Raw genomic sequence first — 25892 nt, 5'->3', positions numbered from 1 at the left:
TCTTTTGCTTTTCATGTCACCTGCCTAGACTGGCCCCACAGACACAGCCAGGGGCCCTTCCCCTGAAGGAGACACACCATGAACTACCTGCGCAACTGCTGGTACGCGGCCATCTGGTCCGACGACCTCCAGCCCGGCCACATCACCGCCCGCACCCTGCTGGACGAGCCCCTGGTCTTCTACCGCGACGCCCAAGGCGCCCCCGTGGCCATGGAAGACATGTGCCCGCACCGCCTGGCGCCGCTGCGCCTGGGCAAGCTGCTGCCCAATGGCCACCTGCAATGTGGCTACCACGGGCTGGAATTCGAAGCGTCCGGCCAGTGCGTGAAGAACCCGCACGGCCAGGGCCGCATACCGGCCAAGTGCCGGGTCAAGACCTACACCCTGGTCGAGAAGCACACCATGGTCTGGATCTGGATGGGCACGGCCACGCCGGATGAAAGCCTGATCCCCGAATTCAGCTACCTGGACGCGGCGTCCGGCCACGACGTGGGTCGGCGCGACACCCTGGCGATGGACGCCAACTACCGCGGCATCGTCGACAACCTGATGGACCTCAGCCACGCCGCCTACCTGCACGACGGCCTGCTGGGCAACGAAGACACCGCCTGGGCCGAGATCGAGGTGCGGCAGGACGGCCCCTACGTCTATGTGCAGCGCGACATGCACAACGTGCGCCCGCCCAAGCTGCGCGACCTGCTGTTCAAGCGCGACGGCGCGCCCGTGAACATGTGGCAGACCATACGCTGGAGCGCGCCCGGCGCGGTGCTCAACGACGTCGGCACCTACGCGGTGGGCAGCGACCGCTCGAACTTTTCGGGCCAGCTGGGCTGCCACATCCTGACCCCCGAGACCGCCACCACCACCCACTACTTCACCGCCGCCGCCCGCCAGGGCCCCATCGGCGCTGCGCCCGAGGAGGGCGACGAAGCCTTCAAGGCCCAGATCGCCGAGATGCGCCGCTACGCCTTCAAGGAGCAGGACGACCCCATGCTCAAGGCGCAACAGGACAACATCCAACGCCACCCCCACGTGCGGCCGGTGCTGCTGGACATCGACGTCGGTCCGGTGCGCTGCCAACGCATCCTGGATGGCCTGCTGGCCGAGGAAGCCGCTGCCGCCGGCACCGAAACCCACTGAACCGCACCCGGACATCGCAATGAACTACCACCGCCCACCCAAGCTGAAACTCATCGCGCTCGAAGAGCACTTCCTGCATGCCGAAGTGGCCGCGCAACTCGACGCCGTGGACCAGGCCCTGCTGTCGCCCACCCGCGTGCCCGGCCTGGACGAACTGGGCGACGCCCGGATACAGGTCATGGACGACGCCGGCATCGCGGTGCAGGTGCTCTCGCACACCAAGCCCGGCGTGCAGGAAATCGAAGATACGGCGCTGGCCGTGAAGTTGGCGGCAGGTGCCAACGACTACCTGGCCGAAGCCGTGGCCGCCCACCCCACCCGCTTCGCCGGCTTCGCCACCCTGGCCACCGCCGCCCCGGAAGCCGCCGCCCGCGAACTGGAGCGCGCCGTGACCGAATACGGCTTCAAGGGCGCCATGGTCAATGGCCACACGCGCGGCGCCTACCTGGACCAGCAGCGCTTCTGGCCCATTTTCGAAGCCGCCGAAGCGCTGGACGTGCCCATCTACCTGCACCCGGCCAACCCCCACCCCGCCGTGCTGGAGGCCTACTACAAGGACTACCCGGTGCTGGGCTACGCGCCCTGGGGTTATGCGGTGGAAACCGGCACCCATGTGCTGCGCCTCATCCTGAGCGGCGTGTTCGACCGCTTCCCCGGCCTGAAGATGGTGATCGGCCACATGGGCGAGTTGCTGCCCTTTGCGCTGTGGCGCGCCGACGGGCGCCTCACCCCCAAGTACCCGCAGCTCAAGAAGTCGGTGCGCAACACCTTCCTCGACCACTTCAGCCTGACCACGGCCGGCGTGTTCTCCACGCCCGAGCTGATGTGCACCGCCAGCGTGGTGGGCTTCGACAACATGCTGTTCTCGGTCGACTACCCCTTCGAGTCCAACGTCGAGGCCGTGCGCTGGTTCGAATCGCTGCCCATCGCCGACAGCGACCGCGCCAAGCTGGCCCACCTCAATGCCGAACGCCTGCTGAAACTTTGACCCAAAAACACGGAGACCTCCCCATGCAACGACGCAACTTCGCGCTGGCCGCCGCGGCCGCCTGCCTGGCCACGCCTGTGCTGGCCCAGAGCCCCGCGCCCTTCCCGTCCAAGACCATCACCCTGGTCGTGCCCTTCACGCCCAGCAGCGGCAGCGACATCATCGCCCGCATCATCGCGCCCAGGCTGTCGGCACGCTGGGGCCAGCCGGTGATCGTGGACAACAAGCCGGGCGCCAGCGGGAACCTGGGGGCGCAGGCGGTGGCCACCGCGGCACCCGATGGCCACACGCTGCTGATGGCGATCAACTCCTTCACCATGACGCCATCGATCTACAAGAGCGTGCCCTTTGACGCGGTGACCGACTTCGCGCCCGTGGCCAAGCTGGCCGAGGCCGGCTACGCCTTCGTGGTCCACCCGGCCGTGCCCGCCAAGGACATGAAGCAGCTCATCGAGCTGGTGAAGAAGAGCGGCGGCAACATCAACTACGGCACGCCCGGCAACGGCACGCCGCAGCACCTGGCCATGGAGTTGTTCAAGTCGGCCCACCACCTGGACGCCATGCACGTGCCCTACAAGGGCATACAGGGTGCGTTGACCGACCTCATGGGTGGCCAGGTGCAGATGATGTTCGCCACCGTGCACTCCACCCGCCCGCTGGAGCAGGCCGGCAAGATGCGCTTCATCGCGGTCACGGGCGAGCAGCGCAACCCCATCGCACCCGACATCCCCACCTTCAGGGAACAGGGCATCACCGTGATGGACGGCATCGACGCGTGGTACGGCGTGTTCGCGCCGGGCCGCACGCCGGCCGACACCGTGGCCCGCATCAACCGCGACTTCGTCGAGGTCATGAACATGCCCGACATCAAGGCCGAACTGGCGCAGAAGGGCTTGAGCGTGAAGACCTCGACCCCGGCCCAGTTCGCGCAGGTGGTCAAGAGCGACCTCGCGCGCTGGAAGAAGGTCGTCGTCGACGCGCGCATCACGGCGGACTGAACATGAACACGAGCATGAACACGCCGCCCCTCGCCGTGCGGGTGCAGCGCAAGCGGCTGGAAGCGCTGGACATCTGCAGCTTCGAGCTCGTGGGTATAGACGCCCCCGTGCTGCCCGCCTTCGCCGCCGGGTCACACATCGATGTGTTCCTGCCCAACGGACTGACGCGCCAGTACTCGCTGTGCAACCCGGCCGAGGAACGGCACCGCTACGTCATCGGCGTGCTCAAGGACCCGGCCTCGCGGGGTGGCTCGCGCGCCATGCACGAGACCGTGCACGAAGGTGACGTGTTGCGGGTGGGCCCACCACGCAACCAGTTCGCGCTGCACGAGCAGGCCACGCGCAGCCTGCTGCTGGCCGGCGGCATCGGCATCACGCCCATCCTCTGCATGGCCGAGCGCCTGTCGCGCCTGGACGCCGATTTCGAGATGCACTACAGCGCCCGCTCCCGCGAGCGCATGGCCTTCGACGGGCGCATCGCCCAATCGGGTTTTGCCGACCGGGTGCACCGCCACTTCGACGACGGCGCGCCCGCAGAAAAGCTGGATCTGCCGGCCTTGTTATCCGACCCGGACGCCGGCACCCACCTCTACGTCTGCGGCCCCAAAGGTTTCATCGACGCCGTCCTGCGCACCGCGCGCGAGGCCGGCTGGCCGGAGGCGCGGTTGCACCACGAATTCTTTGCCGCCGAGCCCACCACGCTGGCGGGCGACACCGCGTTCGAGCTGAGGCTGGCCCGCAGCAAGCGCTGGATCATGGTGGCGCCCGACCAGACCGCGACCGCCGCCCTGGCCGCGGCGGGTGTGCCCGTGCCGACCTCGTGCGAGCAAGGCATCTGTGGCACCTGTGTCACGCCCGTCCTGCAGGGCACACCCGACCACCGCGACCAGTTTCTGACGGCAGCCGAACAGGCACACAACGACCGGTTCACGCCCTGCTGCTCGCGGGCCAAGTCAGCGTTTCTCGTGCTGGATCTCTGAGCCCGCGTGAACGGCCTGCACGATGCTGGCCGCATCCACCTTGAAGAAGGCGCGCAATGCGGCCCGCGTGTCGCTGCGCCCGAATCCGTCGGTGCCCAGGGTCTTGTAGCGCCGGCCTGCGGGCAGGTAAGCCCGCACGCTCTCGGGCACGGCGCGCACGTAGTCGGTGGCGGCCACGATGGGACCACCGCTGCGCTCCAGCAACCGGGCGATGTAGGCGCTGGGTTGGGCGTTCTGGCTGGCCTCGCCATCACGCGCCAGTTCACTCCAGCTCGTGATGCTGAACACGTCCACGCCCACACCTTGCTCAGCCAATTGCCGAGCGGCCTGGATCACCTCGGTGAGGATGGCACCCGAGCCCAGCAGCGTGACGCGCTGGCCGTGGTCCGGCCCGTAGCTGCCGAAGTGGTAGCCCCCCTTGAGCACGCCCTCGTCCGCCCCTTCGGGAAGGTCGGGGTTGGCGTAGTTCTCGTTCATGAGCGTGACGTAATAGAACACGTCCTTCTGCTCCACCAGCATCTCGCGCATGCCGGCGTCGATGATCACCGCCAGTTCGCCCGCGAAGGCGGGGTCGTAGGCCTTGCAGTTGGGAATGGTGGCCGCCACCAGGTGGCTGCTGCCGTCCTGGTGCTGCAGGCCTTCGCCGCCCAGCGTGGTGCGCCCCGAGGTGGCGCCCAGCAGGAAGCCGCGCGCGCGTTGGTCGGCGGCGGCCCAGATGGCGTCGCCCACACGCTGGAAGCCGAACATGGAGTAGTAGATGTAGAAGGGCAGCATGGCCAGGCCGTGCACGCTGTAGCTGGTGGCCGCCGCCGTCCAGCTGGCGATGGCCCCCGCCTCGCTGATGCCTTCCTCCAGGATCTGGCCCTCGAGGGCCTCGCGGTAGCTCAGCACCGAGCCGATGTCCTCGGGCGCGTAGCGCTGGCCCACGCTGCTGTAGATGCCGACCTGCTTGAACAGGTTGGCCATGCCAAAGGTGCGCGCCTCGTCGGCCACGATGGGCACGATGCGCGGCCCCAGTTCTTTGTCCTTGAGCAAGCCGCCCAACATGCGCACAAAGGCCATGGTGGTGCTCATCTCCTTGCCGTCGGCCTTCAGCGCGAACTGGCCGTAGCCCGCGAGTGGCGGCACCGGCACCACGTCGCACGCGGTCTCGCGCTTGGGCAGGCTGCCGCCCAGGCGCTCGCGGTGTTCGCGCAGGTAGCGCATCTCCGCGCTGTCCTCGGCGGGTTTGAAGAAGGCCAGGCCGGTGGCCTGCGCATCGGTCAGCGGCAGGTTGAAGCGGTTGCGGAATTCGATCAGGTCGCTCTCGTCCAGCTTCTTCTGGCTGTGGGTGGTCATCTTGCCCTGGCCGGCCGTGCCCATGCCGTAGCCCTTCTTGGTCTGCGCCAGGATGACGGTGGGCTGGCCGGTGTGGGCGGCAGCGGCCGCGTAGGCCGCGTGGATCTTGACCAGGTCGTGGCCGCCGCGCTTGAGGCGGTCGATCTGCTCGTCGGTCATGCCCTGGGCCAGGGCGGCCAGCTCCGGGTTCTGGCCGAAGAAGTTGTCGCGGTTGAAGCGTCCGTCCTTGGCGGCGAAGGTCTGCATCTGCCCGTCCACGGTGTTGGCGAAGGCACGCACCAAGGCACCCTGGGTGTCGCGTGCGAACAGGCCATCCCAGTCGCTGCCCCAGACCAGTTTGATGACGTTCCAGCCGGCACCGGCAAAGAGTTTTTCCAGCTCGTCGATGATGCGGCCGTTGCCACGCACCGGGCCGTCCAGGCGCTGCAGGTTGCAGTTGACCACCCAGACCAGGTTGTCCAGCTTCTCGCGGGCGGCAAGGGTCAGCGCGCTCATGCTCTCGGGTTCGTCCATCTCGCCATCGCCGAACACGCCCCAGACCTTGCGTGTACCGCAGTCCAGCAACTGGCGGTGGGTGAGGTAGCGCATGAAGCGCGCGTGGTAGATGCTGCTGATGGGCCCCAGGCCCATGGAGCCGGTGGGGAACTGCCAGAAGTCGGGCATCAGCCACGGATGGGGGTAGCTGGAGAGGCCACGCGCGCCGGTGGCCGGTGCCACGATTTCCTGGCGGTAGTGCATCAGATCCTGCTCGCTCAGGCGGCCTTCGAGGAAGGCGCGGGCGTACACGCCCGGCGCGCTGTGCGGCTGGAAGAACACCAGATCGCTCTGGCGTCCGGCCTTGAAGAAGTGGTTGAAGCCGGTCTCGAACAGGTCGGCCGCGCTGGCGTAGCTGGCGATGTGGCCACCCAATTCACCGTAGGCCTGGTTGGCCCGCACCACCATGGCCAGGGCGTTCCAGCGCATCAAGGACGCCAGACGCTCCTCCACGGCCAGGTCACCCGGAAACACCGGCTGCTGTTCGACGGCAATGGTGTTGACGTAAGGTGTGTTGAGCTCGGGCGTCCAGCCCACGCGCTGGCTGCGCGCCAGACGGGCGAGTTCGTCGAGGATCTCGCGGGCGCGGGCCGGGCCGGACTGGGCCGCCAGCGAAAGGAAGGCGTCGCGCCACTCCTGGGTTTCGGTCGGATCGGTATCGGTCATCGGGGTCTCCTGATGCACCACTGTAGGCACAATGTGCTGGCAGGTGCCACCTAAAAACCACGCCATCAGCCACCACGGCAGCACATTCTGCGGCACGATACCGCCACGGCAGCAAGATCCACCTCTTCGCCACCGCCTTGTGCATGCCTGGGCAGTGGCCATGCTTCAATCCCGGACCCATAGCCCTTCTGATATCCAACATGCTGCGCATCGACCCCTTCAGCCTGCAGCTTTTTGTGGCCGTCGCCCGGGAGGGCTCGATTTCGCGAGCTGCGGCCAAGGAGCACATCGCACCATCGGCGCTCAGCCGCAGAATCGCGGACCTTGAACATGTGTTGGGTTCGCCCCTGCTGGTGCGGTCCGCTCTGGGCGTCGAACTCACCGACGCGGGGCAGGTGGTGCTGGCCAGGGCACACGACCTGGACCATCTGCTGCTCGCTCTGACGCAGGATGTGCAGGCGCTCAAGGGCGCGGTTTCAGGGCGCGTCCGTCTGTTCGCCAATTCATCGGCGGTCATTGGCTTTCTGCCTGAACGGCTCAAACAATTCGCGCTCGATTTCCCCGGCGTCACGGTTGAATTGCAGGAACGCCTGAGTGGTGAGGTGTTGCGTGCCTGCCTGGACGACGTGGCCGACATTGGCGTGGCGGCCGAGGACAACATTCCCCGAGGCCTGGACGCGTGGCGCTTTGCCAAGGACCCCTTGTTTGTCATCGTTCCGCGGGGACACCCTTTGTCGGCGGTCGAGTCCACCACGTTCAAGGAATTGCTCACGTTTGCACTGGTGTGCATTCAGCCTGGCGGTGCGCTCGACAGCTTGTTGCGGGAACGGGCCGCCGCGGCCCATCTGCCACTGAAGGTGGCGGTCACGGTCAACAGCTTCGACGCCGTCTGCCGGATGGTGGAAGCGGGCATGGGCATTGCCGTTGTGCCCCGCAGCGCGGCGACCGCCTACGCCGGCTCGGGCCAGTTTGAATTGCGGCCACTGACCGACCCGTGGGCCGAACGCGAACTGACGCTCGTCGCCATGCGGAAATCGCCACGCCGTGCCGCCGTCCAGGCGCTGCTCGACGCCTTGCGTGGCTGACCCGCCGAGGGTTAACCCGGACCACCCATTTGGCGTGGTCCCCTCTGCCCAAACAGCACAAGCCCATCTGAGGCAAGCCCGATACATTGGCGGCCACTGAGGTTGCCCATGACATCGCTGAGATTTTCCGGTCGAGTTCTTTTTCTGTCGAGCGACCCCGAACGGGTGGCGGCGCAACTGGCTGGCCGCGACCTGGGGCTGCCTGACGCCGGCGCGCTGAGGGACGACGTCTCCACAGACGAGATCACGCCCGTCCCCATCCTGACCCACTACGACGATGCGCTGGGGCGCTTCCCCTACACCGGGTTCAAGTCGGGCAACACACGCCCCTTCGGCGTCAACAGCGTGCGGCAGGGCGGCTTCAGCGTCACCGTCGCGGGCAAGCGCTACGGCAAAGGGTCATCTCGGGAACACAGCCCGACGGCGGAAAAATACGCGGGCATCCAGCTGGTGATTGCCGAGAGCTTCGAGCGCATCTACCGCCAGAACGCCGACAACATCGGACTGTTTACCTCGACCGATTTCGGGCTGATCGAGCGCATCCGATCCGGCGAAGCGATTGACGTTGAAGAGCTGGTGCGCGACCGCGACCCGTTGGCGGCCCACATCCTGAAAGCGGGTGGTCTGCTGGCCTATGGGCAAGGCTTCATGAAAGACGTGTTGCCAGGCGACAGCGCGCAGGCAGGGCAGCCCCAGACCTTGTTCGAGAAAATCCTGGCCCGTCACGCTCTGCGGACCGAACAGACCTGCGCGGCCCCCAAGCCTGGCGAAGGCTGCTTCGTGCGGGCCGATTGGCGCTTCATCCACGAGTACTACACAGGCATGTGTGCGCACATGCTGCACACCACCTTCGGCCAGCCGCTGACGCTCCAGCATCCCGAATCCATCGTGGTGTTCGAGGACCACACCTCCTACGTCCAGCAAAGCCCCACCCACGTGGCCCAGGGCCTGGTCTCCAACGTCGCCGCCATGTGCAGGGCCCAGCGGGATTTTGTCGATGCCTACGGACTGCGTTGCCACCGGACCTTGACGGACGACGAAGCACAACAGGACGATGGCAGCAACGTGGCCGGCATCTCGCATGCGATGGTGGCCGAACACTACGCGCTGCCGGGCCAGGTGGTGGTGGGAACGGATTCGCATACGCCACACAGCGGCGCCCTCGGCTGTGTGGCCTTTGGCGTGGGCACCACCGACATGGCCAACGCCTTCATGACCGGCGCGGTTCGCCTGACGGTCCCCAGGGTGCTGCGTGTGGAACTCGACGGCCGATTGCAGGAAGGTGTCGCGGCCAAGGATGTCGTGCTGCATCTGCTGGCCCAAGCCTTTGTTCGGGACGGCGGCGGCGTCGGCCGGGTTTTCGAATTCACGGGTTCCACCGTGAAGGCCATGAGCACCGATGAACGCGCCACGTTGACCAACATGACGGCCGAGCTGGGTGGCTTGACCGGCCTGGTCGAGCCCGACCAGGAGACACAGCGCTTTCTCAAGGAGCGCCGTGGCATCACCTTTGAACTCGAGGACTGGATGTTCAGCGATCCGGGTGCCCACTACGAACACACCCTGCGCGTGGATTGCTCGACGCTCACGCCCATGGTGGCCCTGCCAGGGGACCCGGGCAATGGGGTACCCATCGCCAGCGTGCACAAGCGCCCCAAGGTCGACATCGCGTACGGCGGCTCCTGCACGGCGGGCAAACGGGAAGACTTCGACGAATACTTCAAGGTGATGTCCTGGGCGGTCTCCCAGGATTTGCGCGTGGCGCCAGGCGTGGCGCTGTACCTGCAGTTCGGCACGACGGCGGTGCGCGACTACTGCAAGGCGCGCGGCTACACCCCGATCTTCGAGCAGGCAGGGGCCGTGTTTCTTCAGCCCTCTTGTGGGGCATGCGCCAACTGCGGTCCGGGTTCGTCCACCCAGGCGGACCAGGTCACCGTCAGTGCCATCAACCGCAATTTTCCAGGGCGCTCCGGCCCCGGCCAGGTCTGGTTGACCAACCCAGCCACCGTGATCGCCAGCGCCATCGCGGGCGAGCTGTGTTCATTTGAAGAACTCAGGGCCAGGCACGCCCATTGACCGATCACCGACACACAAGAATGGAGACAGAATGACCAACCACACCGCCCCCCGCCGCCTGTGCCTGATGGGCGCCGGCATCCTCCTGATGGCCACCAGCTCGCTGGTCTGGGCCCAATCGGACAAGCCCCTGCGCCTGATCGTCCCGCTCACCACCGGCTCCACCGTGGACACCGTGGCGCGCAGCCTGAGCAACCCGCTGGCCCAGGCCTCCGGCCACCCCGTTGTGGTGGAGAACCTGCCCGGCGCCGGTGGCATGACCGGCACCGCCCAGATGGTCAGGGCGCCCAAGGACGGTTTGACCCTGGCACTGACCTCGTCCAATCACGTCATCAACCCAGGCATCTACAAGAAGCCATTGTTCGATGCCCTCAAGGACATCACACCCATCACCGTGGTCGGCACGGTGCCGCTGGTGCTGGTGGTGTCGCCGTCGGTTCCGGCCAAGAATGCGCAGGAGCTCATTGCATTGCTCAAGGCGCGCAAGGGCGAGATGAACATCGGCTCGGCTGGCAACGGCAGCGTGCTGCACCTGGCGGCCGAGCTGTTTGCCTCGGAAGCCGGCGTGGACATCACCCACGTGCCCTACAAAGGCACCGGGCCGCTGGTCACCGACCTGCTGGGCGGCCAGGTGCAGGCAGGCTTCGTGTCGGTGACGGCAGCGGCACCCCACATCAAGGCCGGCAAGCTGCGGGCCATCGGCACGTCGACCAAACAACGCTCCGCGGTTTTGCCCGACGTGCCTACCCTGGCCGAATCCGGCTTGCCCAACTACGCCTTTGACGCCTGGCTCGCCGTCATCGGACCGGCGGATTTGCCCAAGGCCACCGTCGACAAGCTCTTTCAGGACGTGAAAAAGGCTGTGTCGTCCACCGAAGTTCAGCAGGCTTTTGCGGCACAGGGCATCGCCACCATCGTGAGCACCCCCGAGCAAACGGTGGGGTTCTTCAAGGCCGAACTCGACAAACACCTCGCGCTGGTCAAGAAGTCTGGCGCCACCGCCGACTGAGCGCCCGATGTCGCCTTCCACCTCGCGGCGCCATGCCATCGCCGTCTTGCCGGGTGACGGCATCGGACCCGAAGTCATCCGCCAGGCCGTCAAGGTGCTGGATGCGCTCAGGAGCCCGGCGTTTGATGTCGAGCTTCGGTATGCGCCCGTCGGCGGAGCAGGCCTGGAAGCCGTGGGCCACCCACTGCCCCAGGCCACGCTGGACCTGGCCCTGGCGTCCAACGCCGTGCTGTTTGGCGCCGTAGGGGACCCCCGCCACGACAGCCTGGCACCCGAACTGCGGCCGGAGAAAGCCATCCTCGGCCTGCGCCGCTCGCTCGGCCTGTTCGCCTGCCTGAAGGCCATCACCATTCCCCCCGACCTGGCGCACCTGTCCCCCCTGAAATCGGAGCGCGCCGCCGGGGTGGACCTGCTGGTGGTGCGCGAACTCGATGGCGACGCCTACACGGGACAACCCAAAGGAGAGCGCACGGCCACGTCCGGGCCCTTCGCCGGGCAGCGCGAGGGTCATGACAGCATGGCCTACGCCGAGGGCGAAGTCCTGCGGGTGGCACACATCGCCTTCCAGGCCGCCCGACAACGGCGCCAACGGCTGTGCAGCGTGGACAAGGCCAGCGTGCTGGCTTCCTCCCGGCTGTGGCGCGAGGTGGTCACGGGGGTGTCGGCCGGCTACCCCGACGTGGCGCTCACACATGCCTACGCCGACAACGCCGCCATGCAGCTGGTCGCCAACCCGGCTGCTTTTGACGTGCTACTGACGGGCAACCTCTTCGGCGACATCCTCGGCGACGTGGCCTCGGTGCTGACCGGCTCCATCGGCCTGCCCGCCTCTGCCCTGGTGGGCTCGGCCCGACGGGGCATGTTCGAGGCGGGCCATGGCACGGCCCTGGACATCGCCGGCAAGAACCTGGCCAACCCAATGGCCTGCATCCGGGCGGCGGCCCTCATGCTCCGACATTCGCTGGGCCGGCCAGACCTGGCCACGCGCATCGACAACGCGGTGGTGCAGGTGCTTCGTGCCGGCCACAGGACACGGGAATTGCCAGGCGCGGGGGCCGCCATGGGTACCGAAGCGATCGGTGATGCGGTGGTTGCGGCGCTGAGTTGACAGCAGAACCGCGCCTCCCCGGATCGCTCCCTTCTTGCGATTCGACTCAATGCACGTGGCTGGTGTCGATGGCGGTGCTGGCCGGCAACAGAGGTGCCGCTTCGTACGCGGCAGCCACATCGGCCTTCATCTTCTCCAGTGCCACGCTGTCCAGGTGACGGCCGCGCAGGAACACCGAGGCGATCGTGCCGAGATGGGACACGTCCTGCAGGGGGTTGGCACGCAACAGCACCAGATCCGCCCGCTTGCCCTCCTCCACCGTGCCCATGCGTGCCTCTCGCCCCAGGAAGCGGGCAGGGTTGATGGTGGCCATCTGCAACACGGTGGTCGGCGACAGGCCGGCCGCCGCCAGTTGCTTGAATTCCTCGTGCAGGCCAAAACCTGGGATGACCCAGATGCCCCCCACGTCCGAGCCCGTCATCATCTGCACACCCTGCTCTTGCAGGATCTTCAACACCGCTTTGTAGGTGCCGTAGTAGTCGCGAAAACTCTGCGCGGCATCGGCCGGCACGGTGGCGGTGAACTGGGCTGCCAACTGGAGCCACAGCGCACGCGTGGCCTTGTCCACGTACTTGAGATGGGGGTCTTGCGCGTAGAGTGCGTCGTCGCTGAAGTCCATCCCGCGCAGGCGAACCAGCGTGGGCACATGCCAGGTGCCGAGCGCGGCCTGCTTGCGTGCGATGGCCGCACATTTGCTGGCGTCGAAGGTCTGCGTGACCCGACGGTAGAAAGGCGCATCCAAGGCGCGAAAGATCATGGGGCTGAGAATGGCCAGCGGCGAATTCACAGGCGCCGCGCCCTGCCCGCCCAGCAGGGCCTGGCGCACCGCGGTCTCATCGCTCGAACAGTCCAGCCCCATGCCCAGGCCAGCGCCCACGTGTTCTATCGAGCCCCAGCCGGCTTCGGCCGCGTCGTCAAAACGCATCGCGAGCGGAATGTGCCCCGCCACGCGCAGGCCCTGTGCCTTGCCCTCGGCCAACACCGCAAGCACGGCATCGCGGCTGCCACTGACCACCTTGAGGAAGGACGCACCCTGCTGCTTTTGCGCCAGCACCTGGGCCTTGGCCTGGTCCGGCGTGTAGGGGCCGGTGAAGATGTCCCCGGGCGTCTGCAGGATCTCGGGGGCGGTCAGCTGTCCGGCGGCAGCGGCCGCATTGACCTCCTGTGCCAGTGACAGCAAGCCGGTCGATCCGGCCATCTGTCGCACGCCGGTCACGCCGTTGGCCACGTGCAGGCGCCAGTGGGCGGAGGCATTGGCACCGGCCGCCAAAGAATGGACGTGCATGTCGAGCAGGCCGGGGATCAGGTAGCGGTCGCTTCCATCGATCACCGTCACGCCGCTGGCCACGCGCACGTCGGCGTCGTGCACCACCTTGCGTATGGTGTCTCCCTCCAGCGCCACCGCCATCGCGGGCCGCACCGTGCCCGAGCGGGTGTCAACCACGTTGACGTTGCGAATCACCGTGCCGCTGGTGACATCGACAGGGTCACCACCACCACATGCGATGAGCACGGCGGTCAGTGTGGACAGCGCGATGCCCGCCATGAGAATACGTTTGCTTGTCATTTGAATCTCTGACTTTCCTTGTCTCGTCGAAAGTGCGCGCCGCTGTGGACAACGGCTGCGCCCGCCAGACCCATCCCTCCGTCAACGGGTGAAGGACGGGGCCTGGGGCGCGAATGTAGAAGCCCCCACCCCGGATCGAAAGATGCCAATTTCAAGAGCCTGATCAGGAAAAGGCATCGCCATGCGCACCCCAGAGGCCACCGTCGAATGCGACGAGAAAATCCGCCTTTCCCCGCATAATCTTTCGAACATCAGCCCCACAGAAGCAGAATGAACCTCGACGCCACCGATCTGCGCATCCTTGAAGCCTTGCAAGGTGATGCCAGCCTGTCCAATGTGGAGCTGGCCAAGCGCGTGCACCTGTCCCCGTCCCCCTGCCTGGCGCGGGTGCGGGCGCTGGAGGCCAGCGGCCTGATCCGACAGTACGTGGCCCTGCTGGACGCCAAACAGCTCGGGCTGCACCTGAATGTGTTCATCTCCATCAGCCTGAAACAGCAGAACCGGCAGGCGCTGGAGGAGTTCGAGCAGCGCATCGCCATGCGCGACGAGGTCATGGAGTGCTACCTGATGACGGGCGACGCCGACTACCTGATCCGGGTTGCCGTGCCCGACATGCCGGCGCTGGAGAGCTTCATCCTGGAGCAGCTCTCACCCATCGCGCAGGTCGAAAAGATCCGCTCCAGCTTCGCGCTCAAGCAGGTGCGCTACAAGACCGCCCTGCCCTTGGGCCACGCCTGAACACCAATGGACGCACTACGGGTGCGCCACCTCAAACACCAGGTCCCTGAAGAACTTGTGTCCCGGATCGCCATTCAGGCGGGGATGCCAGTATTGGTGAATTTCGATCGTGGGCAGCTTCACGGGAATGGTCACGCACTTGATGTCGGCGATGGACTGGAACAACTCGAACACCTCGCGCGGCACGAACGCGATCAGATCGCTCTCGGCCACGAGGAAGGGCATCGCCGCCACGTGGTGGGTCAACATGAGCGGCGCCATGGGATGCCCCTGCCCCGCGATCAGATCGCGTATCCAGTCGTTCACCCGGGCGATGCCCGGGTTCTGAAGGTGGACTTCCGTTCGCAACTGCTTCCAGCCCATGGACGCACGTATGCGTGGGTGGCGCGCTGAGGCGATGCACACGTAGTCGCGGCGGTACAGCAGGCGGCCCACGAGGCCATGGTTCACCGTGTCGATGTAGCCCGCGGCCAGGTCCAGCGCGCCGCTCTCCAGGTCGGCGCTCAGGCTTTGTGGGTCCATCTGTTTCTGGGTCAGGCGGGTGTGGGGCGCCACCACCGCCAACCGGCGCAGCAGCCTGGGGACCAGGGCGATGGCGCCGATCTCGTTGACGCTGATCTTGAACACCCGTTCGCTGGATGCCGGTTCGAAGGCCGTTTGGCCCTTGATCTCGGTATCCACGATGCGCAGCACCTGTGCCGCCGGCAACAGCAGGTTTTCCACCCGGGGCGTGGGTGCCATGCGGTTGCCCACGCGAACGAACAAGGGATCACCGAACTGCCGGCGCATGCGTTCGAGCTGGTAGCTCAGGGCCGACTGGCTCATGCCCAAGACCTCGGAGGCCTTGGTCACCGTGCCTGCCGCCACCAGCGCCAGCAGCGCACGCAAATCACCCAGCTGCAGATCGCCATCGAATTTTTTCATGACCTGAATCAAATCCATCTGGTTTTCAAATGATTATGGCCTGACTAAGCTCCGCCCCACATCAAGTCAAGGAGCGATCACGATGCCCATTCAGACCGAAGTCCCCACCGAGACCGAGGTGCTCATCATTGGCGCCGGACCGGTGGGCCTGGCGCTGGCCCTGGAGCTGGGGCAACAGGGCCAGGCGTGTCTGCTGGTCGAATGCCAGTCGCGCGCCGGCCTGGCGCCACGTGCCAAGACCACCAACGTGCGCACCCGCGAGCTGCTGCGCCGCTGGGGCATCGCCGGCCACCTGGCCGATGCCTCGCCCTTCGGGGTCGACTACCCGTCCAACGTGGTGTTTGCCACCCGCATGGACGGCCACGAACTCACCCGCTTCGAGAACGCCTTCTACTGCGCCCCCGAGCGCGATGACCGCTTCTCCGAACACGCGCAGTGGATACCCCAGTACAAGGTGGAGCAGGTGCTCAGGGAGCATGCATTGGCCTGTGGCGGCGTGGCGCTGCGCGAGGGCCTGCGCCTGTGTGCGCTGCGCCAGGACCAGGACCGGGTGGAGGCCACGCTGGAAGACGTGGCCTCCGGCCAGCGCTCCACCGTGCGGGCGCGTTACCTGGTGGGCGCCGATGGCGCGCGCAGCACGGTGCGGGACCAGCTGGGCATCAAGATGGCCGGCGTCTCGCCGCTGTCCATGCACCGCAACCACGTGTTCAGGGCGCCCCGGCTGGCCAGCCAGCACCACTTCGGTCCCGCGGTGATGTACTGGCTGATCAACCCCGACATGCCCTCGGTGCTGGCGCCCCTGGATGACGGTGACCTCTGGACGTTCGGCCACGCCCGGCCCGCGGACGCCGACAACGATGCCCCACCCGAGGCGCTGATCACCCGCGCTCTGGGTTTTGCCACCGACATCGAGGTGCTGGGCAGCGACGACTGGACCGCCCACCAGCTGGTGGCCGATCGCTACCGCGACCGCCGGGTGTTCCTCGCGGGTGACGCCTGCCACCTGCACCCGCCTTTCGGCGGTCACGGCATGAACATGGGCATTGGCGATGCGGTCGACTTGGGCTGGAAGCTGGCGGCCGTGCTGTCGGGCTGGGGCGGGCCCGCGCTGCTGGACAGCTACGAGATCGAACGCCGCCAGGTGCACCAGCGGGTGATCGGCGAATCGGTGCTCAACCACAGCTACCGCTCCGAGGCCTTGTTGCGCCCCGACCTGGAACAGGCGGGTCCGGCCGGCGACCAGGCCCGCGCCGACGTGGCCACGCTGATCCAGACGGTGAAGCAGCCCGAGTTCGACTCGCTGGGCGTGGTGCTTGGCGCGCACTATGAAACGTCACCGGTGCTGGCGCGGGAGCCACAGGACAGCGCACCGTGGGTGCCCGGACCACGCTACGAGGCCCATGCGAGGCCAGGCTGCCGCGCACCCCATGTCTGGCTCGACGCAGGCCGCGCCCACGGCGCATCCCTGTTCGACCACTTCGCATCTGGCAGCCTCACCTTGTTGTCCACGCGGCCATACGCACACCGACATGCGCAGCCCGTGCTGGACGCTGCCCACGCCACGGGCCTGCCGCTCAAGCACCTGCCCCTGGACACCGCCGAACTGCGCGACCGCTACGGCGCCGATCTGGTGCTGGTGCGCCCAGACCACCACGTGGCCTGGCGCGGCAACAGCGCCACGGCGGCCATTGCCGCGCTGGCCGTGGCGCGCGGCGCCGCCTGAATTCCCGAACTCAAACAACACCTGGAGACTCCCATGACAACACGACGTCGACACACCCTGGGCCTGCTGGCAGCCGCCTTGTGCGCCGCCCATGGCGCCACCGCCTGGGCCCAGTCGCCCGGCTGGCCCCAGCGGGCCGTGCGTGTGGTGGTGCCTGCCGCCGCCGGCACCGCGCCCGACATCATGGCGCGCCTGCTCGGCGAGCGCCTGTCGCGCATCTGGTCGCAACCCGTGGTGGTGGACAACCGGCCCGGCGCTGGCGGCCTGGTCGGCATGGCGGCGGCCCGCAACGCGCCACGCGATGACCACATCCTCGTGTTCTCCCCGGCCTCGGTGCTGACCCTGTCGCCCTACATGTACAAGACCACCCAGGTCGACATCGTGAAAGACTTCACGGCGGTGGCGCTGGTGGGCATCAGCCCCATGGTGGCGGCCGTGAGCGCGGGCTCCAGCGCGACCTCGCTGGCCGACGTGATCCGCGCGGCCAAGGCCCAGCCGGACCGCTTCGTGATCTCGACCACGTTCCAGTATTCCGTACCCCACCTGGCCGTCGATATGTTGTCCAAGGCCGCGGGCGTGCCATTGCGCGCCGTGCCCTACAGCAACAGCGGACAAAGCATCGCGGCGGTCATCAGCGGTGACGCGCAGATGCTGATCGATGGCGTGCCCCCCATCGACCCCATGGTCAAGGGCGGACGGCTCAAGCCGGTGGCCATCTTCTCGGAAGAACGTCTGCCCAACCGCGGGCAGCTGCCCACCGCCAGCGAGACCTATCCGTCGCTGGTGATCAATGGCTGGTTCGGTTTCCTGGCGCCGACGGGGGCCAGCGCACAGGCCATGGCGCGGGTCAACAGCGACCTGAACGCCGTGGTGGCGCAACCCGACATCGTCGAACGCATGGACGCCATGGGTGTCTATCCGCGCCCCTTGAGTCAGGCCCAGTTCGCCGACTTCCTGGCCAAGGACCGCAGCCGCTGGGAACAGGTGCTGCGCGACGTTGGCGCCCAACCCGTTGCTCAATGAGGTGCCACCATGTGGGGTGAAATGGAACTGGCCTACATCGGCCTGGAAAGCAAGGACCTCGCCGGCCTTGCCAACTACCTTGAACAGCACATCGGGCTGGTGCCCGGACAGCCCACGCCGCAGGGGCGCATGAGCTGGCGCCTGGATGGCAAATGCCACCGCCTGTGGGCCCAGGCAGGTGCACGCAGCGATGCGATCTGCCTCGGCTTTGAGGTGGCCAACGGGCGCGCCTGGACGGACGCCCTGGCCCGCCTGCAGGCCTTGGGCTGTGCCCCGATCGAGGCCAGCGCCGCCGAGTGCCAGGAACGCCGCGTGCAGCACATGGTCCATGTGAGCGCCCCCTGGGGCGTGCGGGTGGAACTGGTGCGTGGCCTGGCCGAGGCGGACACACCGTTCCAGAGCCCACGTTACCCCGGTGGCTTCGTGACCCAGGGCCAGGGTTTTGGGCATGCGGTGTTCCAGCTGCCACACGCGCAGGCCTACGCAGCGGCCCGGCGGTTTGCCATCGAAGGGCTGGGCATGGCCTTGTCGGACTGGCTGCGCCTGCCCACGCCGGGCGGTGACCTGCAGGTCAGTTTCCTGCACTGCAACCCGAGGCACCACACGCTGGCGCTGGCCTGCGTCCCCGAGGGCACCCCTCCGCCCGCCGCGCCGGTGCCGACCTTGCACCACATCAACTTTGAAGTGGCGTCCGTCTCCACCGTCGGCCAGGCCTATGAACACGCCTTGTGTGCCCGGGTGCCCATGGCCAACACGCTGGGCCAGCACGCCAACGACGAAATGGTCAGCTTCTACACCGTCAGTCCCGACGGCTGGTGCGTCGAGATCGGCGCCACCGGCCGCGTGGTCGGCCCCGACTGGGACGACCGCCGCGAGTACGACCGCATCAGCCAGTGGGGCCACCAGCCCCCCGACGCGCTGCGCGCCCTGCTCGGCTGACCCCGAACTTCCACGCCACCCATTGCACGCCCACACACATGAAACTCGTCACATTCTCCTGCCGCGGCCGTCACTCGATTGGCAAGATCGATGGCGCCTGGGTGATCGACCTGCCCGCCACCGACCCGGCGTTCCCGCTCACCATGCGCGAGTTCCTGGCCATGCCTTCGCTGATGGCGCGGGCCCAGACCCTGCGCGCCAGCCACGCATCCTGTTATGCCCTGGCCGAGGTGCGGCTGGAGGCCCCGGTGCCCAACCCCGGCAAGTACCTCGCCATCGGCATGAACTACCACGCCCACGCCGAGGAAGCCCGGCGCGCCGGCGTGGCCGTGCCCGATACCCAGGTGTGGTTCAACAAGCAGGTGAGCTGCGTGAACGGCCCCTACGACCCGGTGCACATGCCCCGCGTGTCCGACAAGCTCGACTACGAGGCCGAGCTGGGGGTTGTGATCGGCCGCCGCTGCCGGCACGTGCCGCCCGAGCGGGCCCACGAGGTCATCGCCGGCTACCTCGTCTGCAACGACGTGTCGGTGCGCGACTGGCAAAAACGCTCCGCCACCATGACGCTGGGCAAGTCCTTCAACACCACCGGTCCGGTGGGGCCCTGGATCGTGACCCGCGACGAAGTCCCCGACGCCCAGGACCTGCGGGTGCGCCTGTGGGTCAACGGGGAGCTGCGCCAGGACATCAACACCCGCGAAATGATCCACCACATCAAGGATCAGATCGCCTACCTCTCGACCGTGATGACCCTGGAGCCCGGCGACCTGATCGCCACCGGCACACCCGCCGGCGTGGGCGTGGCCATGGACCCGCCGCGCTTCCTGTCCATCGGCGACGTGGTGCGGGTCGACATCGACGGCATCGGCCACATCCAGAACGCCGTGATCGCCGAACCCGAGAGCCCGAGCTTCATCGACTGACCGCCCCCACCACCCGCCCAGACACCCACATGTCCAAAGTCATCATCAGCTGTGCCATCACTGGCTCGGTCCACACCCCCACCATGTCGCCCCACCTGCCGGTCACGCCGCAGGAGATCGCCGAGCAAAGCATCGCCGCCGCGCAGGCGGGTGCCGCCATCGTGCACCTGCATGCCCGCGATCCGGCCGATGGCCGCCCCACACCCAGCGCCGACACCTACATGCGCTTCCTGCCGCAGATCGCGGCCGCGTGCGACGCGGTGGTCAACATCACCACCGGTGGCAGTGTCGGCATGACGCTGGAGGAACGCTTGCAAGGCGCAATGCGCGCGTCGCCAGAGATGGCGTCGCTGAACATGGGTTCGATCAACTTCGCCATGTTCAAGATGGCCGAGAAGCCCCGCGAGTGGAAACACGCGTGGGAACAGCCCTACCTGTTGTCCACCGAAGACGGCATCTTCCGCAACACATTCCGCGACATCCGCCACATCCTGCAGACCCTGGGAGAAGGCCATGGCACCAAGTTCGAATGCGAGTGCTACGACATCGGGCACCTCTACAACCTCGCGCATTTTGTCGACGCCGGGCTGATCAAGCCGCCCTTCCTGGTGCAGTCGATCTTCGGCGTGATGGGTGGCATGGGCGCCGACCCCGAGAACGTGCTGGTGATGAAGCAGACCGCGGACCGGCTGTTCGGTCGCGACCATGTGTGGTCCATGTTCGCCGCCGGCAAGCAGCAGATGCCCTTCGCGGTGATGGGCGCGGCCATGGGCGCCAACGTGCGCGTGGGCCTGGAGGACAGCCTGTACCTGGAACGCGGGAAACTCGCGCCCTCCAATGCGGCACAGGTGGCCAAGGTGTGCCGGCTGCTGGCCGAGCTGGGCCTGGAGGTGGCCACCCCGGACGAGGCCAGGGCCATGCTCCAGCTCAAGGGCGCGCGGCAGGTGGCGTTTGCCTGAGACGGTTCCGATACGCGATAAAATCAGACCGTATGAGGTGCGGTATGGCCGTCCGGCAGCCGCGCCCCACCTTGATTCGCCACCCTTGCGGTGGCGTTTTTGTTGCCGCCATGCCGCCTCAGTGGTGGGATGGGGCCTCTTTTGAGCAGGAGCGTTGGATGTCCGCTGGCGGTTTTCATGTGCACGGTCCCCATGACCACGAGGTCGAACACGTTGCCCAGCACGGGGGCGATGGTTTCACGTCCCGACTGGCGGTGTTGACCGCGGTCCTCTCCACGGTCGGCGCCATTTTTGGCTATATGGGCGGGCATTCGCAAAACGCCGCCCTGCTCTACAAGAACGAAGCCTCGATCCAGAAAACGGCGGCATCCAACCAGTGGAACTACTTCCAGGCCAAGAGCAGCAAGCAGAACCTGGCGGAGCTGTCCGTCACGCTGACCAGCGGCGAAACCCAGGAGAAGTTCCGCCAGGCGGTCGGGCGCTACCAGCAGGAAAAGGAAGAGATCAAGCGCGAGGCCGAGAAGCTGGAGGCGGCGGCGGAAGCCGCCAACCGGCACAGCGAGATGGAAATGCACGTGCACGAGCGCTGGGCCATGGCCACCACGCTGCTGCAGATCGGCATCGCGCTGGCGGCCATCACCCTGCTGACCCGCAGGCGCTGGATGCTCGCGGGCGTCTATGGCGCATCGGCGCTGGGCGTGCTGGCGGGCGTGGCGGGCTACCTGCACCTCTGATGCCCACCACCGTCGCCCGTCGCTCCCCATGGCAGTTGCTGCTGGGGCTGGTGCTGGGGGCGGCCAGCAGCGGTGCCCTGGCCCAGGAGTGCCGGGTGGCCTTCGACATCGGCTCCTCCGGCGTGCGCGCCGGGACCTCGGCACGTTCAGGCGGCGGCACGGCGACCGCGCGGGTCGACATCGACTACCTGGGTCCACTGGCCGCCGGCCTCGGCCTCCAGGCCAGCGAGGCGGCCACCGCCGCCGCCCTGCGCGAATTGCCCCGACAAGGCGGGTTCGATACCTCCTGCGCGCCCATGGCAGGCGGCTTCTCGGCCTGGCGCCAGGCGCTGCGGCAGGCACCCGACGCCACCGTGGCCCTGATGGCCCGCCTGCACGTCCAGACCGGCGTGCCGGTGCTGGTGGTGCCCCAGGTCATCGAGGGTGGCTACGGCCACCTCGCGGCCCAGCTGCAGCTGGGCGCGCGCCTGTCGACCAGCCACGTGCTCGACATCGGTGGCGGCAGCCTGCAGGTGGCGGGCCGGCACAGCGGCTTCGGCGCCGAGCTGGGCCAGAAGAGCTGGCACCAGACGCTCTGCCGCGCGCTGGGGCGCGACACCACCGAAGGACCTTGTGCGCTGGCCCCGCTGTCCGCGCCAGAACTGGCCAGTGCCCGGGCGCTGGCCCGCGACGCCTTGGCGACCCTGCGCCCGGAGGGTGGCCCTCCTCTGGGCCTGACGGCGGTCAGCCGCCCGGTGACCCGTGGTGTCCTGCCGGCGGTCAACACCTGGGCGGGACGCCCCCCCGGCACCCAGCCCCTGGCCTCGGAAACGCTGTCATCGGCCATCGACGCCCTGGCGCCGCTGCCCTTGGCCGCCACGATCGATCGGCTGGCCGTGGCACCCCAGCACGCCGGCTACCTGCTGTCCGACATGCTGCTCGTCGAAGGCGTGATGCGGGCGGCGGGCGCGCCGTCCCTGGCCGTGTTCGAGACCGATCTGGCCAACGTGCCCGGCCTGCTGCGCGACGAACAGGCCTACGCCTGGCGCCTGCACTACAACTGCTACCTGTCCCGGCTGGCACAGCTCGGCCCCGACGCCTACTTCACCAGCCCCGCCTCCTGCAACGCACCGCGTTGATCGCATCCGGTTTCTGCGGCCAAACGAGCGCATGGCGGCCCCACGCAGTGGGACGTCTGAAGGCGAAGCCGCCTCAGCCCCGCGCCTGTTTTGAAAACGAGAGCGACACGAAGTCCACGAAGGCCCGCACGCGGGCGGCCATCTGGTGGCGCTGCGGGTAGACCGCATGGATGCCCGCATCGGGCGTGAAGTGGCCGGGCCGTGCTGGAGGCGCTGGCCGCCTCGGACCGGGGTTTTCGCTTCGAGTTCGAGAACTTCGACTGGGGCAGCGATCACTTCCGCCAGCACGGCATGATGATGCCGGACAAGGGCCTGGACGCGCTGCGCCACAAGGACGCCATCCTGTTCGGATCGGCCGGCGACCCGCACATCCCCGACCACATCACCCTGTGGGGCCTGCGCCTGAAGATCTGTCAGGGTTTCGACCAGTACGCCAACGTGCGGCCCACGCGCATCCTGCCGGGCATCGACGCACCGCTCAAGCGCTGCAAGCCGGATGACCTGAACTGGGTCATCGTGCGTGAAAACTCAGAGGGCGATCCAAAAGCGATTGCTGTGAATGCTGGTCAAGCGGGTCCGGCGACCCGAGGCCCGCGAGGGTCTTTTGCCAAGTCCTTGTCCAGCAGGCAGTCGATGAACGCACCGAGGAGGGCTGGCCGATGCTGCCTGTTCGGGTAATAGAGGAACAGCCCTGGGCGCGAGATCGACCAGTCCGCCAGGACTTGGACCAACCTACCCTGGGCCAAGTGCTCTCCCACGCCATCTCTCTCGAAGTGATAGGCGATGCCGAGCCCATTTAGCGCGGCAGCAACGCCGATGTCAGCGTGATTGGTGACGACGGGGCCATCCACCGCCACTTCGAGCCGTTTTCCTCGTTTCTCGAATTCCCAGCGATAGTGTCTCCCGTCCATCTGGAGCCGCCAGTTGATGCATGTATGTTGATGCAATTCGGCGGGTGTCTTGGGAATACCTCGGCGCGCAAGGTAATCTGGAGACGCCACCGCGACCATGTCCAGATCAGGCGTGAGACGAACGGCAATCATGTCCTTCTCAAGACGACCACCCACACGGATGCCCGCGTCAAACCGTCCAACCACGATATCGGCCAACGCGTCATCGACCACGATGTCGAGCACCACGTCGGGGTACGCCTGATGGAAGCGTGAAAGCCTGGGTGCAATGATGGTTCTTGCTGCAATTCCCAGCGTGTTGATACGAAGCGTGCCCATGGTCTGCCCTGCAGCTTCACTGGCCTCAGCGACTGCAACCGCCATTTCTCGGAACAGCGGGGCAATGCGCCTGTAGAGCAGTTCGCCACTTGCCGATGGTGCGACGCTTCGTGTCGTGCGATTGAGAAGGCGTGCGCCGATCCTGCTTTCAAGCTGCCGAATGGTCTGGCTGAGCGCAGAAGGCGATAGGCCCAAATGCTCTGACGCCCGGGCGAAGCTCGCCCGTTCGACCACGGCCGCGAAGGCTTTCAGTTCCGCGAATTCGGATCCGCGCATTATGCACTCCTCTCTACACAACCCATGCCAATTCTAGAGCATTCACTAAATTCATCTCGGAGCGCATCCTACGGCCCTCATCAACCATATGGAGCCTTCAACATGGACATCTTGACCCTTCCCGAGCCCATTGCCGCGTACTTCGCGGCCGAACACAACCCTGAGAGCTTGGCGTACTGCTTCACGGGGCAAGCCGTCATGAAGGACGACGGCCACACCTACACGGGCGTCGAGGCCATCAAGGCCTTCATGACTGCGGCATCGGCCAAATACAGCGCAACCGCCGTGCCGTTCGCGCTGGCACGGGAGGACGGCTTCCAGGTTGTCCGCGCACAAGTTACGGGCAACTTTCCTGGCAGCCCGGTCGATCTGTCTTACCGCTTTCGGCTCGAACGCGGCCTGATCGCATCACTGGAGATCACGGCATGAGCTTCGACCTCCAACTCAAAGGACGGCGTGCCCTGGTGACGGGCGGCACAAAGGGTTTGGGCGCCGCTCTCGTCAAGAGCCTGAAGGACGCCGGAGTGGACGTGATGACAACGGCGCGCTCTGCCCCCGAGAAGCCACTGGAAGGTGTGGCCTATGTCCAGACCGACTTGACGACTGCGCAAGGCGTGACACAGCTTGCGCGCGCGGTCGCTGAGCAATGGGGCGGCGTCGACATCTTGATCAACTCGCTTGGGGGTTCGAGCGCACCGGCAGGCGGTTTCGCAGCCCTGGATGACGCGGTGTGGTTCAACGAATTGAACCTGAACCTCATGTCCGCCGTTCGTCTTGACCGTGCTCTCCTGCCCGCCATGTTGGCAAAGGGCACAGGCGTCGTTTTGCATGTGACCTCGATTCAGCGTGTGCTTCCGCTTCCAGAGTCGACCACCGCCTACGCCGCAGCGAAGGGTGCTCTCTCAACCTACAGCAAGTCCTTGTCGAAAGAGGTCACGCCTAAGGGTGTCCGCGTTCTGCGCGTCTCGCCAGGCTGGATTGAGACCGAGGCTTCGGTTGCATTCGCCGAACGAATGGCGGCCCAAGTAGGCACTGATTACGAGGGCGGCAAAAAGATGGTCATGGACTGGCTCGGTGGAATTCCGGTCGGTCGGCCTGCCAGGCCGCAGGAGGTTGCAGACCTGATCACCTTCCTCGTGTCTCCGCGCGCGGCGTCGGTGTCGGGTTCCGAACACGTGGTCGATGGCGGGACGGTTCCCACGGTCTAGACCCGCGACCTGGCGCAGTGCATGCATAGGAGGCCATTTGCACTGCCGGTCCAGACAAGACGGCGAAATTCTGGGTTTGACCTCCTCAGATCGCGGAGATCCGCCCAGTGTTGGCCATCACGGCTCTGACTTCCCGCTCAAATTGGGCGAATGAGACCGGAGGGCGCGAGCCGGGTTGGCGGCCGGCAAAGGGATCCAGGCCTGCTTGCTGCATCTGGACGTTCCAGGCCACGACACGGCGCATCAGGGCAGTGTGGATCTGGGGTGGGGGTTCGCGCTCGAAGAGGGACTCCCAGCGTTGGATCAGCAGCTCGCGGTCGGCGGTGGTGATTTCAGTCAGGGTGTTCATTTGGCGGAGCCCTCCACGATGCGGTAGACCCGGACGCCCTCCTCCACCTGAGCTTGGACATCGAGGCCCAGGCGCTTGCGCAGGGCGCCGCTGAGCATGCCGCGCACGGTGTGGGCTTGCCAGCCGGTGAGCGTCATCATCTGGGCCAGCGTCGCACCCGCTGAGGAGCCCAGAAGTGAAATGAGCTGGGATTGTTTGGTCGCCGGATTGGACGCAGCGGAAACAGGGGCTGGTTGGGGTTTGGGCGGAGATTTTGGGGT

General features: G+C 66.8%; 24 protein-coding genes and 2 pseudogenes. 19 read left to right on the top strand and 7 right to left on the bottom strand.

All coding sequences use genetic code 11. The features are described from left to right. Positions 1-78 precede the first annotated feature (78 nt). Genes AAHB17_RS13125 through AAHB17_RS13110 form a run of 4 tightly spaced genes read left to right on the top strand, consistent with a single transcriptional unit; the run spans position 79 to position 4106 of the window. Positions 79-1140 carry an aromatic ring-hydroxylating dioxygenase subunit alpha gene (locus AAHB17_RS13125; protein ID WP_342131046.1) on the top strand — a complete coding sequence of 354 codons (1062 nt, stop codon included), beginning with the start codon at positions 79-81 and terminating at the stop codon, positions 1138-1140. 19 nt (positions 1141-1159) lie between these two features. Further along, on the top strand, positions 1160-2128 hold the full coding sequence (locus AAHB17_RS13120) for an amidohydrolase family protein (RefSeq protein ID WP_342131045.1): 969 nt from the start codon (positions 1160-1162) through the stop codon (positions 2126-2128). 23 nt (positions 2129-2151) lie between these two features. Further along, positions 2152-3126: a Bug family tripartite tricarboxylate transporter substrate binding protein gene (locus tag AAHB17_RS13115; RefSeq protein ID WP_342131044.1), complete on the top strand. Its 975-nt coding sequence runs from the start codon at positions 2152-2154 to the stop codon at positions 3124-3126. A 14-nt stretch (positions 3127-3140) separates the two neighbouring features. After that, entirely contained in the window at positions 3141-4106 is a 966-nt protein-coding gene (locus AAHB17_RS13110) for a PDR/VanB family oxidoreductase (RefSeq protein WP_342131112.1), read from the top strand. On the opposite strand, the gene mdeB is transcribed toward AAHB17_RS13110, so the two are convergent. Continuing rightward, complete coding sequence (gene mdeB / locus AAHB17_RS13105; RefSeq protein WP_342131043.1) at positions 4080-6644, bottom strand: alpha-ketoglutarate dehydrogenase; 2565 nt, start codon at positions 6642-6644, stop codon at positions 4080-4082. The two genes, AAHB17_RS13110 and mdeB, sit on opposite strands and share 27 nt — an antisense overlap. Positions 6645-6847: 203 nt before the next feature. On the opposite strand from mdeB, the gene AAHB17_RS13100 reads away from it, so the two are divergent. The 4 genes from AAHB17_RS13100 to leuB all read left to right on the top strand — a co-directional run bounded on the left by AAHB17_RS13100 (position 6848) and on the right by leuB (position 11922). Continuing rightward, positions 6848-7729: a LysR family transcriptional regulator gene (locus tag AAHB17_RS13100; protein WP_342131111.1), complete on the top strand. Its 882-nt coding sequence runs from the start codon at positions 6848-6850 to the stop codon at positions 7727-7729. Positions 7730-7837: 108 nt separating this feature from the next. After that, entirely contained in the window at positions 7838-9805 is a 1968-nt protein-coding gene (locus tag AAHB17_RS13095; RefSeq protein ID WP_342131041.1) for an aconitase family protein, read from the top strand. A 31-nt stretch (positions 9806-9836) separates the two neighbouring features. After that, on the top strand, positions 9837-10814 hold the full coding sequence (locus AAHB17_RS13090) for a Bug family tripartite tricarboxylate transporter substrate binding protein (RefSeq protein WP_342131040.1): 978 nt from the start codon (positions 9837-9839) through the stop codon (positions 10812-10814). A gap of 7 nt (positions 10815-10821) precedes the next feature. Further along, entirely contained in the window at positions 10822-11922 is a 1101-nt protein-coding gene (gene leuB, locus AAHB17_RS13085) for a 3-isopropylmalate dehydrogenase (protein WP_342131039.1), read from the top strand. Positions 11923-11968: 46 nt separating this feature from the next. On the opposite strand, the gene AAHB17_RS13080 is transcribed toward leuB, so the two are convergent. Next, positions 11969-13489, bottom strand: coding sequence for an amidohydrolase family protein (locus tag AAHB17_RS13080; protein WP_342131038.1), 1521 nt, complete (start codon positions 13487-13489; stop codon positions 11969-11971). Positions 13490-13759: 270 nt separating this feature from the next. Here AAHB17_RS13080 and AAHB17_RS13075 point away from each other — a divergent pair, with 270 nt between their 5' ends. After that, entirely contained in the window at positions 13760-14227 is a 468-nt protein-coding gene (locus AAHB17_RS13075; RefSeq protein WP_342131037.1) for an Lrp/AsnC family transcriptional regulator, read from the top strand. A 15-nt stretch (positions 14228-14242) separates the two neighbouring features. Here AAHB17_RS13075 and AAHB17_RS13070 read toward each other — a convergent pair whose 3' ends face one another. Next, positions 14243-15151, bottom strand: coding sequence for a LysR family transcriptional regulator (locus AAHB17_RS13070; protein ID WP_342131036.1), 909 nt, complete (start codon positions 15149-15151; stop codon positions 14243-14245). A gap of 82 nt (positions 15152-15233) precedes the next feature. Between AAHB17_RS13070 and AAHB17_RS13065 the strand changes: the two genes are divergently transcribed. The 7 genes from AAHB17_RS13065 (at position 15234) to AAHB17_RS13035 (ending at position 22570) form a co-directional block, all read left to right on the top strand. Next, a complete protein-coding gene (locus tag AAHB17_RS13065; RefSeq protein ID WP_342131035.1) occupies positions 15234-16874 on the top strand; it encodes an FAD-dependent monooxygenase in 1641 nt (546 codons plus the stop codon). 33 nt (positions 16875-16907) lie between these two features. Further along, positions 16908-17897: a Bug family tripartite tricarboxylate transporter substrate binding protein gene (locus AAHB17_RS13060; protein ID WP_342131034.1), complete on the top strand. Its 990-nt coding sequence runs from the start codon at positions 16908-16910 to the stop codon at positions 17895-17897. A 9-nt stretch (positions 17898-17906) separates the two neighbouring features. Continuing rightward, positions 17907-18836: a VOC family protein gene (locus AAHB17_RS13055; RefSeq protein WP_342131033.1), complete on the top strand. Its 930-nt coding sequence runs from the start codon at positions 17907-17909 to the stop codon at positions 18834-18836. Positions 18837-18874: 38 nt separating this feature from the next. Continuing rightward, complete coding sequence (locus AAHB17_RS13050) at positions 18875-19759, top strand: fumarylacetoacetate hydrolase family protein (RefSeq protein ID WP_342131032.1); 885 nt, start codon at positions 18875-18877, stop codon at positions 19757-19759. A gap of 29 nt (positions 19760-19788) precedes the next feature. Further along, positions 19789-20718 (top strand): 3-keto-5-aminohexanoate cleavage protein, encoded by a 930-nt coding sequence (locus tag AAHB17_RS13045; protein ID WP_342131031.1) that lies wholly within the window; start codon positions 19789-19791, stop codon positions 20716-20718. A gap of 158 nt (positions 20719-20876) precedes the next feature. Then, positions 20877-21452 (top strand): DUF4337 domain-containing protein, encoded by a 576-nt coding sequence (locus tag AAHB17_RS13040; protein ID WP_342131030.1) that lies wholly within the window; start codon positions 20877-20879, stop codon positions 21450-21452. Next, a complete protein-coding gene (locus tag AAHB17_RS13035) occupies positions 21452-22570 on the top strand; it encodes a hypothetical protein (RefSeq protein WP_342131029.1) in 1119 nt (372 codons plus the stop codon). Before AAHB17_RS13040 ends, AAHB17_RS13035 begins: the two co-directional genes overlap by 1 nt. Before the next feature lie 73 nt (positions 22571-22643). Here the strand turns inward: AAHB17_RS13035 and AAHB17_RS24750 are convergent. Further along, positions 22644-22769, bottom strand: a pseudogene (locus AAHB17_RS24750) (LysR family transcriptional regulator); the annotation flags it as partial. Between AAHB17_RS24750 and AAHB17_RS13030 the strand changes: the two are divergent. Continuing rightward, a pseudogene (locus tag AAHB17_RS13030) lies at positions 22760-23149 on the top strand (isocitrate/isopropylmalate family dehydrogenase); the annotation flags it as partial. The pseudogenes AAHB17_RS24750 and AAHB17_RS13030 sit on opposite strands and share 10 nt — an antisense overlap. Here AAHB17_RS13030 and AAHB17_RS13025 read toward each other — a convergent pair. Next, the gene (locus AAHB17_RS13025) at positions 23137-24075 is read right to left on the bottom strand and encodes a LysR family transcriptional regulator (protein ID WP_342131028.1); all 939 of its coding nucleotides are present in this window, start codon (positions 24073-24075) and stop codon (positions 23137-23139) included. The pseudogene AAHB17_RS13030 and the gene AAHB17_RS13025 overlap by 13 nt on opposite strands. A 102-nt stretch (positions 24076-24177) precedes the next feature. Here AAHB17_RS13025 and AAHB17_RS13020 point away from each other — a divergent pair, with 102 nt between their 5' ends. Together AAHB17_RS13020 and AAHB17_RS13015 are read left to right on the top strand one after the other, a co-directional pair. Next, a complete protein-coding gene (locus AAHB17_RS13020; RefSeq protein ID WP_342131027.1) occupies positions 24178-24504 on the top strand; it encodes a nuclear transport factor 2 family protein in 327 nt (108 codons plus the stop codon). Beyond that, positions 24501-25283 (top strand): SDR family oxidoreductase, encoded by a 783-nt coding sequence (locus AAHB17_RS13015; RefSeq protein WP_342131026.1) that lies wholly within the window; start codon positions 24501-24503, stop codon positions 25281-25283. Before AAHB17_RS13020 ends, AAHB17_RS13015 begins: the two co-directional genes overlap by 4 nt. An 85-nt stretch (positions 25284-25368) precedes the next feature. Here AAHB17_RS13015 and AAHB17_RS13010 read toward each other — a convergent pair whose 3' ends face one another. Together AAHB17_RS13010 and AAHB17_RS13005 are read right to left on the bottom strand one after the other, a co-directional pair. Beyond that, complete coding sequence (locus AAHB17_RS13010) at positions 25369-25632, bottom strand: hypothetical protein (protein WP_342131025.1); 264 nt, start codon at positions 25630-25632, stop codon at positions 25369-25371. Next, the coding region (locus AAHB17_RS13005; RefSeq protein WP_342131024.1) for a DUF3489 domain-containing protein at positions 25629-25892 on the bottom strand (264 nt) is incomplete at its 5' end. The genes AAHB17_RS13010 and AAHB17_RS13005, both read right to left, overlap by 4 nt.

The organism is Hydrogenophaga sp. OTU3427, assembly GCF_038440225.1.
Taxonomy (GTDB): Bacteria; Pseudomonadota; Gammaproteobacteria; order Burkholderiales; family Burkholderiaceae_C; genus Hydrogenophaga.
The sequence above is the reverse complement of the archived record's forward strand: the minus strand, read 5'-3'. Positions and strand labels throughout refer to the sequence as shown.

Excerpts from the sequence above, each read along its gene's own strand:
- AAHB17_RS13125 (WP_342131046.1), top strand. The coding sequence starts at position 79 with ATGAACTACCTGCGCAACTGCTGGTACGCGGCCATCTGGTCCGACGAC.
- AAHB17_RS13120 (WP_342131045.1), top strand. The coding sequence starts at position 1,160 with ATGAACTACCACCGCCCACCCAAGCTGAAACTCATCGCGCTCGAAGAG.
- AAHB17_RS13115 (WP_342131044.1), top strand. The coding sequence starts at position 2,152 with ATGCAACGACGCAACTTCGCGCTGGCCGCCGCGGCCGCCTGCCTGGCC.
- AAHB17_RS13110 (WP_342131112.1), top strand. The coding sequence starts at position 3,141 with ATGAACACGCCGCCCCTCGCCGTGCGGGTGCAGCGCAAGCGGCTGGAA.
- mdeB (WP_342131043.1), bottom strand. The coding sequence starts at position 6,644 with ATGACCGATACCGATCCGACCGAAACCCAGGAGTGGCGCGACGCCTTC.
- AAHB17_RS13095 (WP_342131041.1), top strand. The coding sequence starts at position 7,838 with ATGACATCGCTGAGATTTTCCGGTCGAGTTCTTTTTCTGTCGAGCGAC.
- AAHB17_RS13090 (WP_342131040.1), top strand. The coding sequence starts at position 9,837 with ATGACCAACCACACCGCCCCCCGCCGCCTGTGCCTGATGGGCGCCGGC.
- leuB (WP_342131039.1), top strand. The coding sequence starts at position 10,822 with ATGTCGCCTTCCACCTCGCGGCGCCATGCCATCGCCGTCTTGCCGGGT.
- AAHB17_RS13080 (WP_342131038.1), bottom strand. The coding sequence starts at position 13,489 with ATGACAAGCAAACGTATTCTCATGGCGGGCATCGCGCTGTCCACACTG.
- AAHB17_RS13075 (WP_342131037.1), top strand. The coding sequence starts at position 13,760 with ATGAACCTCGACGCCACCGATCTGCGCATCCTTGAAGCCTTGCAAGGT.
- AAHB17_RS13070 (WP_342131036.1), bottom strand. The coding sequence starts at position 15,151 with ATGAAAAAATTCGATGGCGATCTGCAGCTGGGTGATTTGCGTGCGCTG.
- AAHB17_RS13065 (WP_342131035.1), top strand. The coding sequence starts at position 15,234 with ATGCCCATTCAGACCGAAGTCCCCACCGAGACCGAGGTGCTCATCATT.
- AAHB17_RS13060 (WP_342131034.1), top strand. The coding sequence starts at position 16,908 with ATGACAACACGACGTCGACACACCCTGGGCCTGCTGGCAGCCGCCTTG.
- AAHB17_RS13055 (WP_342131033.1), top strand. The coding sequence starts at position 17,907 with ATGTGGGGTGAAATGGAACTGGCCTACATCGGCCTGGAAAGCAAGGAC.
- AAHB17_RS13050 (WP_342131032.1), top strand. The coding sequence starts at position 18,875 with ATGAAACTCGTCACATTCTCCTGCCGCGGCCGTCACTCGATTGGCAAG.
- AAHB17_RS13045 (WP_342131031.1), top strand. The coding sequence starts at position 19,789 with ATGTCCAAAGTCATCATCAGCTGTGCCATCACTGGCTCGGTCCACACC.
- AAHB17_RS13040 (WP_342131030.1), top strand. The coding sequence starts at position 20,877 with ATGTCCGCTGGCGGTTTTCATGTGCACGGTCCCCATGACCACGAGGTC.
- AAHB17_RS13035 (WP_342131029.1), top strand. The coding sequence starts at position 21,452 with ATGCCCACCACCGTCGCCCGTCGCTCCCCATGGCAGTTGCTGCTGGGG.
- AAHB17_RS13025 (WP_342131028.1), bottom strand. The coding sequence starts at position 24,075 with ATGCGCGGATCCGAATTCGCGGAACTGAAAGCCTTCGCGGCCGTGGTC.
- AAHB17_RS13020 (WP_342131027.1), top strand. The coding sequence starts at position 24,178 with ATGGACATCTTGACCCTTCCCGAGCCCATTGCCGCGTACTTCGCGGCC.
- AAHB17_RS13015 (WP_342131026.1), top strand. The coding sequence starts at position 24,501 with ATGAGCTTCGACCTCCAACTCAAAGGACGGCGTGCCCTGGTGACGGGC.
- AAHB17_RS13010 (WP_342131025.1), bottom strand. The coding sequence starts at position 25,632 with ATGAACACCCTGACTGAAATCACCACCGCCGACCGCGAGCTGCTGATC.